Origin of the sequence: Brevibacterium sanguinis (genome assembly GCF_003315415.1) — a bacterium.
GTDB classification, from domain to species: domain Bacteria; phylum Actinomycetota; class Actinomycetes; order Actinomycetales; family Brevibacteriaceae; genus Brevibacterium; species Brevibacterium celere_A.
The window spans coordinates 277,923-291,885 of record NZ_QNSB01000005.1 but is presented as its reverse complement, the minus strand read 5'-3'; the positions used below and the strand labels follow the sequence as shown (position 1 = coordinate 291,885).

Genomic DNA, 13,963 nt, shown 5'->3' with positions numbered 1-13,963 from the left:
ATGGGCTTCTCGAACCCGCGCACCCCCTGGTCGCAGCTGGCCGAGCGGCTCGAGGGCAAGCACGCGCCCCGCGTCCCCGAGACCCGTGCGGGAGCCGTCGACGAGCACGCCGACGGCTCCGACGCCCCCGCCTTCTCCCGCCCCGACCGCTACCGGGTCTCCGTCGGCCCCGGCGGCTCCGACGGAGCCGACCGGTACTCGGGACCCGAACCCGAGCCGCAGCCCGAGCGCCGCCGCGCCGGTCAGGGTCCGACAGCGGGACCACTCGTGCGCACCGGGACCCAGCCCTGGGCGGAGCTGCACGTGCACTCCCACTTCAGCTTCCTCGACGGCGCCTCCGACCCCGAGGAGCTCGTCGCCGCAGGCGCGGCCGCGGAGCTGTCGTCCCTGGCGTTGACGGACCACAACGGCCTCTACGGCGCGGTCCGCTTCGCCCATGCCGCCGCCGAGGTGGGTCTGCCCACCGTGTTCGGCTCGGAGCTGTCCCTGGGGCTGGAGGAGAAGATCCCCGGACAGGTCGATCCCGAGGCGACTCACCTGCTCGTCCTCGCCCGCGGGGTCTCCGGCTATCACCGGCTCTCGGCCGCCATCACGCAGGCGAACCTGCGCGGGGAGAAGAACCGCCCCGTCTTCGACCTCGAGGAGCTTGCCGCCATGGATGCCGACTGGATGATCCTCACGGGCTGCAGGAAGGGACCTCTGCGTCGGGCCCTGGACGATGCCGATGGGGGGCTCGGCGCCCTGCGTCGGCTCATCGCCCTGTTCGGACGGGAGAGGATCGCGGTCGAGCTCAGCCGGGACGGGACTCCGGCCGACGATGAGCGGCTGCGTCACCTCCGCGAGCTGGCGGCCCGGACCGGCCTGCCCGTGGTGGCGAGCAGCAACGTCCACTACGCCACTCGAGCGCAGTGGCGGGCGGCGCAGGTGCGAGCCTCGATCCGCTCGCGCAGGCCGCTGCCGGAGCTGACCGGATGGCTGCCGGCGAGCGCGGTCTCCCGCATCCACACGGGGGAGGAGATGGCGGCCATGTTCCCGCGTGAGGCGCTCGAGACGGCGGTGAGGATCGGCACCGACTGCGCCTTCGGACTCGAGACGGCGCGCCCCGACCTTCCGCGCGATCCGATTTCCGCCCGCAGCGGGGAGAGGGAGGAGGACGCCCTGCGCCGCCTCGTCGCGGAGAGAGGCGAGAAGCGCTACGGGACCAGGGACGACAACCCCCGGGCCTGGGCCCAGATCGATCGGGAGATGGAGCTGATCGTGCGCATGGGCTTCTGCGGCTACTTCCTCATCGTCTGCTCCATCACCGACTTCTGCGCCGAGAACGACATCTTCTGCCAGGGTCGGGGATCGGCGGCGAACTCCGCCGTCTGCTACGTCCTCGGCATCACCACCGTCGATGCGGTCAAGGAGGAGATGCTCTTCGACCGCTTCCTGTCCCCGGAGCGCAAGGGCTATCCGGACATCGACATCGACATCGAGTCCGGGGACCGGCGCGAGGCCGTCATCCAGCACGTCTACGAGCATTTCGGCCGGGACCGGGCGGCGCAGGTCGCGAACGTCATCACCTACCGGGCGAAATCCTCGGTCCGGGACGCCGCTCATGCCCTCGGATACGAACCCGGGCAGCAGGACGCCTTCTCCAAGACGTGCCACGGATGGTCGACCCTGCCGAAGCCGGAGGAGTCCGATGTCCCGGAGCAGGTGCTCGACGTCGCCGGCTGGCTGCTCGGCTCGCCCCGGCATCTCGGCATCCACTCCGGGGGCATGATCCTCACGGACCGGCCCATCGGCGAGGTGGTGCCGATCGAGCACGCGACGATGGAGAACCGCACCGTCGTGCAGTGGGACAAGGACGACTGCGCGGAGATGGACCTCGTCAAGTTCGACCTGCTCGGCCTCGGCATGCTCAATGCCCTGCACGAGATGGTCGACCTCGTCGCCGAGCACGAGGGAAAGCAGATCGACCGCGCCGCCCTGGGCACGGACGACCCTGCCGTCTACGAGATGCTCAGCCGGGCCGATGCCGTCGGGGTGTTCCAGGTCGAGTCCCGGGCTCAGCTCGCGACCCTGCCCCGGCTGCGACCCGAGACGTTCTACGACCTCGCCGTCGAGGTGGCCCTCATCCGTCCCGGTCCCATCCAGGGCGGCGCCGTCCATCCCTATATCCGCCGGAAGCAGAAGAAGGATCCCGTCACCTTCCTCCATCCGCTGCTCGAGAAGTCGCTGGCGAAGACCCTCGGCGTACCGCTGTTCCAGGAGCAGCTCATGCAGATGTCGATCGACGTCGGCGGGTTCACCGGTGCCGATGCCGATCAGCTGCGGCAGGCGATGGCCTCGAACCGGTCGCAGAAGCGGATGGCCGAGCTCAAGGGGAGGTTCATGCGCGGAGCCGCGGAGAGGAATGTCGACGAGGAGACCGCGGAGTCGATCTTCGCGACCATCGCCGCCTTCGCCAACTACGGCTTCCCCGAGTCGCATGCGATCAGCTTCGCCAGCCTCGTCTACCAGTCCGCCTGGTTCAAGCTCTACCACCACGCGGCCTTCACGGTGGGTCTGCTGCGCTGCCAGCCCATGGGCTTCTACTCCCCGCAGTCGCTCATCGCCGATGCCCGCCGCCACGGGGTGCCGATCCTCCCGGTCGACATCCGGTCCTCGGGGACCACGAGCGATCTCGAGCTCGTCGAACCCGCACGGGGCGAGCCGGGAGAGGAGGGCGGCGCGCCCGCCGTCTTCGGGATCCGGCTCGGATTCGAGCAGGTCACCGGCGTGTCCGCCGCTGCTGAGACGATCGTGACCGAGCGCGAGAAGAACGGCCCCTTCACCTCGGTGATGGATCTGGCCGAGCGCACGGGCATCGGGAAGAGCGCGCTCGAGAGCCTCGCCACGGCGGGAGCCTTCGACTGCTTCGGCCTCGACCGCAGGCAGGCGCTGTGGCTGGCCGGAGGGGTCGCGGGAGCCGGACCCACGGTGCTGCCGGGGACCACCTCGGTCACCTCGGCGCCGGCCCTGCCGCTCATGGACTCCCTCGACATGACCCTGGCCGAGCTCTTCTCCACGGGGATCACCGTCGACGGCTATCCGACCGAGATCCTGCGGGAGAGCCTGACCGCGCGCGGTTACGCCTCCATCGACGACGCCTGGAAGGCTGCGGACGGCCAGCGGATGACGGTGGCCGGCATCGTCACCCACCGGCAGCGGCCGGCCACCGCCTCGGGGATCACCTTCATCAACCTCGAGGACGAGTTCGGGATGCTCAACGTCGTCGCCACGGCAGGGCTGATGAAGCGGTTCCGGAAGGTGGCGACGACGAAGAACGTCCTCGTCGTCAGCGGACTGATCCAGCGCGGGGGAGACGTCGTCAGCCTCTACGCGCACAAGCTGCTCCCACTCGACGTCCAGTTCCCGACGCACGCTCGCAACTTCCGCTGACACCTGCGGCCGGGGCCGCCGGGCGCACCAGGCCCCGGTGACGGACCGCGGCCGGCCCGACGGCGGACCGCGGCTCCGTGACGAACCATGGCCCTCGCAGAGCCATTCGCCGGGGACGGAGGGTCCCTGTGACGAAACATGACGGAGCGTGACACGAAGATGACAGGTCCGCGCACGCGCAGCCGGGTCCTCGCCGACAGTAGACACAGCACCGCTCGTCGCACCGACGCAGCACCGCTCGTCCCACCGCCGCGCAGCGCGCCAAAGCACAGGAGCAGACATGAGCCAGTCCTTCGAAACCCGGCAGATCCATGCGGGCCAGAGCCCCGACCCGACGACGGGATCCCGGGCCCTGCCCATCCACCAGACGACCTCGTTCGTCTTCGACAGCAACGAGACCGCGGCCAACCGCTTCGCCCTGTCCGAGCTCGGACCCATCTACACCCGCATCACCAACCCCACCACCGAGGTGGTCGAGAACCGGATCGCCGACCTCGAGGGCGGAGTCCACGCCGTCCTCACCGCCTCCGGCCAGTCCGCGGAGTTCCTCGCGATCACGAACATCGCCGGCGCCGGCGACCACGTCGTCGCCAGCTCCAGCCTCTACGGCGGCACCTACAATCTCCTGCACGTGACCCTGCGCAAGCTCGGCATCGAGACGACCTTCGTCGACGTCGACGACCTCGACGCCTGGAAGGCCGCCGTCCAGGACAACACGAAGCTGTTCTTCGCCGAGGTGGTCTCCAACCCCCGCTCCGACGTCCTCGACATCGCAGCCGTCGCCGACATCGCCCACCGGGCCGGCGTGCCGCTCATCGTCGACAACACGCTCGCCACCCCCTACCTCGTGCGTCCGATCGAGCACGGCGCCGACGTCGTCGTCCACTCGGCGACGAAATACCTCGGCGGCCACGGCACCTCGATCGCCGGCGTCGTCGTCGACGGAGGCACCTTCGACTACGGGGCCGAGCCGGAGCGGTTCCCCGGGTTCAACACCCCCGACGAGTCCTACAACGGCCTCGTCTACGCCCGCGACCTCGGGGCCGACTCCCCGTTCGGCGCCAACGTCTCCTACGGGCTGAAGATCAGGGTCCAGCTGCTGCGAGACATCGGTCCCGCCGCCAGCCCGTTCAACGCCTTCCTCATCGCCCAGGGCATCGAGACCCTGAGCCTGCGCGTCGAGCGCCACGTCGCCAACGCGCAGAAGGTCGCGGCCCACCTCGAGGGCCATGACCAGGTGACCCGGGTCGCCTACGCGGGACTCGAGTCGAGCCCGTGGCACGAGCGGGCGAAGAAGTACCTGCCGAACGGCGTCGGCTCCGTCCTCGCCTTCGACATCGCCGGCGGCTACGATGCGGCCGTCGCCTTCGTCGACGCCCTCGAGCTCCACTCGCACGTCGCCAACATCGGCGATGTCCGGTCGCTCGTCATCCACCCCGCGTCGACGACCCATTCGCAGCTCGACGAGGCGGCGCAGGCCGCGGCCGGGGTCAACCCCGCCCTGGTGCGCCTGTCCGTGGGTCTCGAGGGGATCGACGACATCCTCGCCGACCTCGACAAGGGCTTCGCCGCGGCCGCGGCCGTCACCGCCCGGGCCGCGTGAGCCGACTGCGGCGAAGCAGCTGACATGACCGCCCAGAGCACCTCCGTCGAGAGGATCCTCGGCTTCGTCACGGATTCCGGATTCACGTTCGGCACCGTGGAGGTCGCCTATGAGACCTATGGCGAGCTCAACGCCGAGCGCAGCAACGCCGTGCTCGTCGAGCACGCCCTGACCGGCGACACCGCCGCCGCCGAATGGTGGTCCGGTGTCGTCGGTCCGGGTGCCGCGATCGACACGGACCGGTACTTCGTCGTCTGCGCCAATGCGCTGGGCGGGTGCTCGGGGACCACCGGACCGCAGTCGCTGTGCGACGACGGGCTGCCCTACGGGTCGCGGTTTCCCGCCGTGTCGATCCGGGACATGGCCAGGCTCGAGCTCAACCTCTCCCAGATCCTCGGCATCGAGACCTGGCACGCGGTGATCGGCGGGTCGATGGGCGGCGCCCGGGCGCTCGAGTTCGCCCTGCTCGCCGGCGGCAAGGTCGCCAAGTGCGCCGTCCTCGCCGCCCCCGCGTTCGTCGAGGCCGATCAGATCGCGTGGGCGATGATGCAGGAGCGGGCGATCCAGCTCGACCCCGACTACTTCGCCGGCGACTACTCGGCCGTGGGCCGGTTCCCCGCGCAGGGGCTGGGCCTGGCCCGGCAGATCGCGCACCTGACGTACCGCAACGACGTCGAGCTCAACCAGCGCTTCTCCCGCCGGAGGCGCGCCGAGGACTACTACGAGGTGACGTCCTACCTCGACCATCAGGCGAAGAAGCTCACGGCCCGCTTCGACCCGCAGAGCTACGTCATCCTGTCCCGGGCCCTGCGCGACCACGACGTGCGCCCCGGGCGCTCCCCGGACCTGCGCACCGCCCTGTCGGCCGGGTGCCGGGACAACCTCGTGCTCTCCGTGTCCTCCGACCGGCTGTTCCCGCCCGACCAGGTCGAGATGCTGGCCCGGAACCTCCCCGGCAGGGTCGACTACCGGGTCATCGACTCCCCGGTCGGCCACGACGGGTTCCTCACCGAGGCCGCCGCGGTCTCCGCAGCGGTCGGCGAGTTCCTCGACACCTGAGCGGCGCTCAAGGTATCGCGGCGGCGCTCAAGGTATCGAGGCGCTCAGGCGGTGTCGGCCCGGCGCAGATGCTTCTCCGCGACGGGGAAGTCACGGCGGGCCCGCGCGTGCCGGTAGTGCTCGGCGGCCTCCCGCTGCCGCCGGGCCTCGATGCCGGTCGCGATCGTCGCCCGCCGATGCTCGTCGGTGTACCCGAAGGCCTCGACGAGGTCGAGCGAGTCGGCGGCGAGCTTGGCGCACAGCCGGTTGAGGGTGTCGGGCAGCTGCCGCGCCCGAGACATCGGCAGCCGACCGTACATGAGGTGCCAGCTCATGTGCTTCTCGATGAGGCTCAGCCCGTAGGTGTCGCGCAGGCGCCGGAACACCTTGGCCTGGTCGGGGTCGGTCTGGTCCCGCATCGCCTCGTCGAGGGCCTTCCACTTCTCCAGCTCGACATAGGCCCGGCCCATCTCGATGAGCTCGTGCTGGCGCGAGTTGAAGAGCGCGGCGGCATCGGCCTGGTTCATCCGCGTGGCCGGGCGCAGGTCGCCGGCGAGCTCGGAGACCATGACCTCGAGGCGGGTCTCGAGCAGGGAGCGCTGGAGCCGGCCCGAGCGGATGCGGCGGTCGGACAGACCGCGGGTGAAGGCGTCGGAGATGGCCAGCCCGGCGTTGGCGAGTCCCGTGCGGTAGAGCGAGTGCTCCGCGGCCTGGGTGCCGATGAACCGGGCCACTCCGCCGACGTCGATCTGCGCGAACTCCTTGGCGTAGTCGCCGAGGATCCGCTTCGCCGCGAGCTGGAGGAGCACCGTGTTGTCGCCTTCGAAGGTGACGTAGACGTCGAGGTCGGCGCGCAGTCCGACGAGCCGGTTCTCCGCCATGAAGCCGGCACCCCCGCAGGCCTCCCGGCACTCCTGGATGACGTCGAGGGCGAGCCACGTCGAGTCGGCCTTGAAGGCCGCGGCCCGGGTCTCGAGCAGGGCGCGGTTCTCCTCGCTGTCGTCGGCGCCGGAGAACACCTCGTCGAAGGAGGCGAGCAGCTTCTCATGGGCGAGCGCCGAGGCGTACACGGCCGCCAGGGCGGGCATGAGGCGCCGCTGATGCTGCTGGTAGTCCATGAGCGTCGTCTCGGTGATCTCGTCGGCGGTCGTGAACTGCCGGCGCTCGTGTCCGTAGCGGACGGCGATGTCGAGGGCGAGCTTCGAGGCGACGACGGCGGCTCCGTCGAGGGACACCCTGCCCTGGACGAGGGTGCCGAGCATCGTGAAGAAGCGTCGTCCGGGGGAGGCGATGGGGGAGGAGTAGGTCCCGTCGGCGGCGACCGCCCCGTAGCGGTCGAGCAGGTGGGTCCGGGGGATGCGGACGGAGTCGAAGGCGACGCGGCCGTTGTCGACTCCCGGCAGCCCGCCCTTGTACCCGTCGTCGGCGAAGGTGACCCCCGCGACGGGAGCTCCCTCGTCGGTGCGCACCCGGACGAGGAAGGCGTGCACCCCGTGGTTGACTCCCGCGGTGATGAGCTGGGCGAAGACGACCGCGGCGCGGGCGTCGCGGGCGGCGTTGCCGATGTACTCCTTCGTCGCGGCGGCGAACGGGGTGTCGATGACGAACTCATCGGTCTCGGGCGCGTACGTCGCGGTGGTCCCGATCGCCGCGACGTCCGAGCCGTGGCCGATCTCGGTCATCGCGAACGAGCCGAGCAGCTCGCCGGTCATCGCCGGGCGCAGCCACCGCTCGTGCTGGTCGCCGTTGCCCAGATGGAGGATCGCCCCACCGAAGAGGCCGAACTGGACGCCCGCCTTGATCTGCAGGCTGGGGGAGGCGGTGACCGTCTCCTCGAAGCCCGCGACGTTGGCCGCGTGCGCATTGGCCCCGCCGAGCGCCTCGGGCAGGGCCATGAGGGGCAGGCCGGTCCGCGCCATGAGTCCCACGGCCTCGAGCGTCCTCGCGCGAGTGGTCTCGAGATCGTCGGCGGGGTCGAGGTGGGTGGCGTCGTCGAGGGCCAGCGACCGGCCCAGCTGCCGGGACTCGGCCCAGCGTCCGTCGAGGACGGCGCCGATGCGGCGCGGATCGAGGGAGAGTGTCATGTGTTGCGCTCCTGTGTGTGCTCGGTGACGGTGCTCTGCTGCAGTGATGCCCACAGCCAGCGGCTGATCGTGGCGGCGAACTCCTCCGGAGGGCCCGGATCGGCCAGCCAGTTCTCGGTGGCGGCGCGGACGAATCCGATCGCGCCCGACGCCCACAGCGTGCCCTCGGGCCCCTCGAGCCCCACCCGTTCGGCGAGCAGCCGGGCGATGGAGTTGAAGAACCCGCCGGTCTCGGTCGGGGCGAAGCGGTTGACCGCGGTGTCGCAGAAGCGGTAGACACTGGGCGAGCCGGCCGCGAGCGTGACGAACGCGCCGATCATCGCCGTCAGCGCCTCCTGCGGCGTCAGCGACTCCTGCGCCGGCGGTGCGGTCGGCGCGGAGGAGGATGCGGTGCGCGCGGCTCCCGCGTCGTCGAGCGACTTGGCGATGACCTCCATCGCCCATTCGCCCATCGCCGCCTGGAGCCCCGCCCGGTCCGTGAAGTAGCGGTAGAGGGCGGCCTTCGTCGTTCCGGAGTACTCGGAGATCTGTCCCATCGACAGGTCGTCGCCGTGCTCGTCGACCACGTGCCGCACGGCCCGCAGCAGTTCCCGGCGGCGCAGGTCGCGATGCTCCTGCCATCTCGTCGACCGGCCGTCTGTGAGCGATTTCATGTTACAGACGGTAACAGGTACTGTCTGTAACAGCTAAATCCACTCACTCGGAGGTGCCGATGTCCACTCCCCGCCCACGTGCCGTCATCCTCGGCGGCAACCGCATACCGTTCGCCCGCTCCAACAAGCAGTACGCGAAGGCGAGCAACCTCGACATGCTCACGAGCGCCCTCGACGGGCTCGTCGCGCGCTTCGGACTCGCCGGCGCCCGCCTCGGCGAGGTGGCCGGAGGTGCGGTGCTCAAGCACTCGAAGGACTTCAACCTCACCCGGGAGGCGGTCCTCGGCTCGGCGCTCGCGCCGACGACCCCCGCCTTCGACGTCGGTCAGGCCTGCGCGACCGGGCTCGAGACCGTCGTGAGCATCACGCACAAGATCAACGCCGGGCAGATGGAGTCGGGCATCGCGGCCGGCGTCGATTCGGCCTCCGACGCCCCCATCGTCGTCGGCGACTCGATGCGCGAGATCCTCCTCGAGCTCAGCCGTGCCAAGACCCTGCCGCAGCGGGCGAGGATCGCCTCCCAGATCCGCCCCTCGTACCTCACCCCCCAGGCCCCGTCGACAGGGGAGCCGCGGACGGGGCTGAGCATGGGTGAGCACCAGGCGCTGACGACGGCGGCCTGGGGGATCAGCCGGCAGGCGCAGGACGAGCTCGCGCTGGCCTCCCACCGCAACCTCGCCCAGGCCTGGGACGAGGGCTTCTTCGACGACCTGTCCACCCCGTACCTCGGCGTCACCCGTGACACCAATCTGCGCCCGGACTCGACGCTCGAGTCGCTGGCCAAGCTCGACCCCGTCTTCGGCAGGCGGCTCGACGCCCCGGCGACGATGACCGCGGGCAACTCGACCCCGCTGACCGACGGGGCCTCGACGGTGCTGCTCGGCAGCGAGGACTGGGCCGCCGAGCACGGCTTCACCCCGCTGGCGCGGCTCGTCGACGCCGAGGCCGCCGCGGTCGATTTCGTCGACGGTGCCGAGGGCCTCCTCATGGCCCCGGCCTACGCGGTGCCCCGCCTGCTCGCCCGCAACGGACTGACATTCGCGGACTTCGACGTGTTCGAGATCCACGAGGCCTTCGCCTCGACCGTCCTGTGCCACCTCGCGGCATGGGAGTCCGAGGAGTTCTGCCGCGAGAAGCTCGGACTCGACGCGCCGCTCGGGGCGATCGACCGCGCGAAGCTCAATCCGCTCGGATCGAGCCTGGCCGCCGGACACCCGTTCGCGGCCACAGGCGGACGGATCATCGCGAGCACCGCCAAGCACCTGAGCACCACCGGAAAGAAGCGTTCCCTCGTCTCGATCTGCGCCGCCGGAGGCCAGGGACTGACCGCGATAGTGGAGGCAGCATGAAGGACACATACCTCGACCTCGTCAACGGACCGCTGGGGCAGATCGCCAAGCGGCTCGGGCTCCCGCAGCCGGTGAGGCTCCACCGCTTCGGCCAGGTGCCCGAGCACCATCTCACCGCCCCGGTCCTCGTCCTCGGCGGCAGCCCCGGCGCCCAGAGCATCGCCGACAGGCTGCTCTCCGAGGGCTTCGAGGTCCGCCGCCACGCTGGCTCTGCCGAGAGGCTGCGGGCGGTCATCGCCGTGTTCGACGAGGCGAAGGAGCCGGCCGACCTCTCCGCGACCGCGCTCGAGATCGGCGCCTCCCTGCGCTCCCTGCTCCCGTGCGCGCGGGTCATCACCGTCTCCCGGGCGCCCCGTCCCGGGACCGGAGCCGCCGAGGCGGTCGCCACCGCACAGGCCGTGACCGGCCTGACCCGGTCGCTCGCGCACGAGATGCGAGCCGGATCGACGGCCAACGGCATCCTCCTCGACGGCGTCGACGTCGAGGCCGCCTCGGTGACCGCGGCGCTGTGGTTCCTCCTCTCGGCGAAGTCCGCCTACGTCTCCGGTCAGTTCATCCCGGTCACGGGCGCGGGCGAGGCGATCAGCGCCGCCGACTTCGAATCCACCGGTGAGCGGGGACCCCTGGCCGGGCGCACCGCCGTCGTCACCGGAGCCGCACGGGGGATCGGCGCGGCCATCGCCCGCACGCTGGCCCGTGACGGGGCGAGCATCGTCGGCGTCGACATGCCGCAGGCAGGTCAGGCGCTGGCCGAGGTGATGAACGAGGTGGGAGGACGCACCCTCCAGCTCGACATCACCGCGGACACGGCGGCCGATCGGATCGCCGAGAGCCTCGACGGGCGCGTCGACATCCTCGTCCACAACGCCGGCATCACCCGGGACAAGCTGCTCGCCAACATGGATCCGGCTCGCTGGGACTCCGTCCTCGCGGTCAACCTCGAGTCCCAGGCGAGGATCAACGCCGAACTGTCCGAGCGCGGTCTCTTCGTCACCGGGGCGCAGGTCGTGTCGCTCGCCTCGACCTCGGGCATCGCCGGCAACCGCGGGCAGACGAACTACGCGGCCTCGAAGGCCGGGGTGATCGGACTCACGGCCGCCTCGGCGCAGGAGTTCGCCCGTCGCGCCGGCAGCATCAACGCCGTGGCCCCGGGATTCATCGAGACCGACATGACCGCGAAGATGCCGGCGCTGACCCGCCAGGTCGCGCGCCGGCTCTCGAGTCTCCAGCAGGGAGGGCAGCCGATCGACGTGGCCGAGGCCGTCGCCTTCCTCGCCTCGGCGCCCGCCCGTGGGATCAACGGGTCGACCCTGCGGGTCTGCGGCCAGAACATGGTGGGTGCGTGATGGCCGACTCCATGCTCCCGCTCTATGCGAAGGCCGTGCTCAAGGCGCTGCCGCTGCCCGGCGCGAGCCGCGCGAGGATGCCCGAGCGCACGATCGTGCGCAGCGTGCCCATCGACGCGGACGCCTATGCCGGGTTCACGACCGTCGTCGAGGCGGGCCTGGGCGACATCGTCCACCCGGGCTACCTCCATGTCCTCGCGTTCCCGCTGAGCATGCAGCTGCTCAGCGATCCCGGGGTGCCGCTGCCGATGATGGGCATGGTCCACATCCGCAACCGGGTCGACTCCCTGGCACCGGTGCGCGTCGGGGACGTCGTCGACCTCCACGTGCGCCTCGACGGACCGTTCGAGCACGACAAGGGCACGACGATCGACGTCCTCGTCGAGGCGAGGGTCGACGGAGAGCCCCGGATGCTCGAGACGACGACCTATCTCGCGAAGGGCCGGACTCTGTCCGGAGCGAAACCGGGGCCCGTGATCGACCGGCAGGAGTTCACGGCCCCGCAGCCCACGGCCCTGTGGCGCCTCGACCCGATCGTCGGCACCCGGTACGCGCGGGCGTCGGGCGACTACAACCCCATCCACCTGAGCAGCCTCGCCGCCCGGGGATTCGGGTTCCCGCGGGTCATCGCCCACGGGATGTACAGCGCGTCCCGGGCGCTGGCCGCCGTCGACGTCCGGCTCGAGCGCTACCGGTGGGACGTCGCATTCGCCAAACCGGTGCTCCTGCCCTCGACGGTGGGCTTCGCGATCACCGCGGGCAGGCGCCACGAGGAGTCGGCATCCGCCGTCTTCGACCCGCGCAGGGGCCGCCCGCACGTGCTCTCCGAGGTGTCCCGGCTCGACTGAGGCGGGCCGGAAGTGGAGTGCGTCACAATCGCCTGTTTCGGTTTGGCACTGCCGTCGAAGCCGTGTAGAGTAATTCCTGTTGCCAGCGCGGGTGGCGGAATTGGTAGACGCGCTAGCTTGAGGTGCTAGTGCCCAACTTATCGGGCGTGGGGGTTCAAGTCCCCCTCTGCGCACATCGGTCAAGGCCTCCGGATTTCGATCCGGGGGCCTTGATGCATTCACGATCGCAGTTCGTCCTCGCGCTAGGCTGGGAGCATCAGCACCGTCGCCCCACCGATCGGAGACCCCCGTGAACGATTTCAGCGCCGCCGAGGCCGAGGTCACGTCCCTGTGCCAGCAGCTCATCCGGATCGACACCCAGAACTGGGGCGGGAACCGCGCCAACCCGGAGCGGCCCGCCGCCGACCTCATCGCCTCCTGGTTCGACGAGGTGGGCCTGACGTCGACGATCGTCGAATCCGCTCCCGGCCGGGCCTCCCTCGTCGCCCGCATCGAGGGCACCGACCCCGAGGCCGCGGCCCTCGTCGTCCACGGGCACACCGACGTCGTGCCCGCAGCGGCCGAGGACTGGAGCGTCGACCCCTTCGCCGGAGAGATCAGGGACGGGCTCCTGTGGGGCCGGGGAGCCGTGGACATGAAGGACATGGACGCGATGATCATCGCCGCGGTCCGCGACATGCTCCGCACCGGACGACGGCCCCGCCGCGACCTCATCATCGCGTTCTTCGCCGACGAGGAGGCCGGAGGCGACTACGGCGCCGGCTACATGGTCAAGCACCACCCCGAGCTCTTCGCCGGCGCCACCGAGGCGATCTCCGAGGTCGGGGGATACTCCGTCGACATCCGCGGCCAGCGCGTCTACCTCATCCAGACCGCGGAGAAGGGGCTCGCCTGGCTCAACCTGCTCGCCCACGGCACGGCCGGCCACGGTTCGCAGCGCAACGACGACAACCCCGTCACCCTGCTCGCCGCCGCGATCGCCCGGATCGGCGCGCACCCGTGGCCGCAGGAGATCCCGCTCGCGACCCGGCAGCTGCTCGAGGGCGTCTCGGAGATCACCGGCATCGAGTTCCGCGCCGAGACGGTCTCCGAGCTGCTCGCCGAGCTCGGCTCGGTCGAGAAGTTCGTCGCCCCCACCCTGCAGAACACCTCGAACCCGACGTTCCTCGAGGCCGGCTACAAGCACAACGTCATCCCGGGCACCGCCTCGGCGTACGTCGACTGCCGCACCCTGCCCGGCCGGCACGAGGACGTCATGCTCCGGATCAAGGAGCTCGCCGGACCCGGGATCGACATCGAGGTCTCCACCGAGGGCATCGCGCTCGAAGCCCCCTTCGACACCCCGCTCGTGGCGCAGATGAAGGCGAGCCTGCTCGCCGAGGATCCCGGCGCCCGGGTGCTGCCGTACACGCTCTCGGGAGGCACGGACAACAAGTCGCTCGCCGAGCTCGGGATCACCGGCTACGGGTTCGCGCCCCTGCGGCTGACCGGCGACCTCGACTTCCCCGCGATGTTCCACGGCGTCGACGAGAGGGTCCCCGTCGCGGCCCTCGAGTTCGGGACCCGCGTCCTCGGAGACTTCCTGCTGCGGGCATGAGCGTGACCGCGATCCC

The 13,963-nt window shown here is 70.7% G+C and carries 9 protein-coding genes and 1 tRNA gene; 8 read left to right on the top strand and 2 right to left on the bottom strand.

The features are described 5' to 3' along the window. The 3 genes from DFO65_RS09520 to metX all read left to right on the top strand — a co-directional run bounded on the left by DFO65_RS09520 (position 1) and on the right by metX (position 6,091). Positions 1 to 3,429, top strand: coding sequence for an error-prone DNA polymerase (locus DFO65_RS09520; RefSeq protein WP_113904179.1), 3,429 nt, complete (start codon positions 1 to 3; stop codon positions 3,427 to 3,429). A gap of 280 nt (positions 3,430 to 3,709) precedes the next feature. Further along, on the top strand, positions 3,710 to 5,032 hold the full coding sequence (locus DFO65_RS09515; protein WP_113904178.1) for a bifunctional o-acetylhomoserine/o-acetylserine sulfhydrylase: 1,323 nt from the start codon (positions 3,710 to 3,712) through the stop codon (positions 5,030 to 5,032). Positions 5,033 to 5,056: 24 nt separating this feature from the next. Continuing rightward, the gene (gene metX, locus DFO65_RS09510) at positions 5,057 to 6,091 is read left to right on the top strand and encodes a homoserine O-acetyltransferase MetX (RefSeq protein ID WP_113904177.1); all 1,035 of its coding nucleotides are present in this window, start codon (positions 5,057 to 5,059) and stop codon (positions 6,089 to 6,091) included. A gap of 44 nt (positions 6,092 to 6,135) precedes the next feature. Here the strand turns inward: metX and DFO65_RS09505 are convergent, their stop codons facing one another. Further along, entirely contained in the window at positions 6,136 to 8,154 is a 2,019-nt protein-coding gene (locus DFO65_RS09505; protein WP_113904176.1) for an acyl-CoA dehydrogenase family protein, read from the bottom strand. Next, on the bottom strand, positions 8,151 to 8,807 hold the full coding sequence (locus DFO65_RS09500) for a TetR/AcrR family transcriptional regulator (RefSeq protein WP_113904175.1): 657 nt from the start codon (positions 8,805 to 8,807) through the stop codon (positions 8,151 to 8,153). The genes DFO65_RS09505 and DFO65_RS09500 overlap by 4 nt, the downstream gene beginning before the upstream one ends. 59 nt (positions 8,808 to 8,866) lie before the next feature. Here DFO65_RS09500 and DFO65_RS09495 point away from each other — a divergent pair, with 59 nt between their 5' ends. The 5 genes from DFO65_RS09495 to DFO65_RS09475 all read left to right on the top strand — a co-directional run bounded on the left by DFO65_RS09495 (position 8,867) and on the right by DFO65_RS09475 (position 13,947). Next, positions 8,867 to 10,156 (top strand): acetyl-CoA C-acetyltransferase, encoded by a 1,290-nt coding sequence (locus tag DFO65_RS09495; protein WP_113904174.1) that lies wholly within the window; start codon positions 8,867 to 8,869, stop codon positions 10,154 to 10,156. Further along, positions 10,153 to 11,502 (top strand): 3-oxoacyl-ACP reductase, encoded by a 1,350-nt coding sequence (locus tag DFO65_RS09490; RefSeq protein WP_113904173.1) that lies wholly within the window; start codon positions 10,153 to 10,155, stop codon positions 11,500 to 11,502. Before DFO65_RS09495 ends, DFO65_RS09490 begins: the two co-directional genes overlap by 4 nt. Further along, positions 11,502 to 12,350 carry a MaoC/PaaZ C-terminal domain-containing protein gene (locus DFO65_RS09485; RefSeq protein WP_245940586.1) on the top strand — a complete coding sequence of 283 codons (849 nt, stop codon included), beginning with the start codon at positions 11,502 to 11,504 and terminating at the stop codon, positions 12,348 to 12,350. The genes DFO65_RS09490 and DFO65_RS09485 overlap by 1 nt, the downstream gene beginning before the upstream one ends. A gap of 85 nt (positions 12,351 to 12,435) precedes the next feature. Next, positions 12,436 to 12,523, top strand: a tRNA-Leu gene (locus DFO65_RS09480). A 116-nt stretch (positions 12,524 to 12,639) separates the two neighbouring features. Further along, on the top strand, positions 12,640 to 13,947 hold the full coding sequence (locus tag DFO65_RS09475; protein WP_113904171.1) for a M20/M25/M40 family metallo-hydrolase: 1,308 nt from the start codon (positions 12,640 to 12,642) through the stop codon (positions 13,945 to 13,947). Positions 13,948 to 13,963 lie beyond the last annotated feature (16 nt).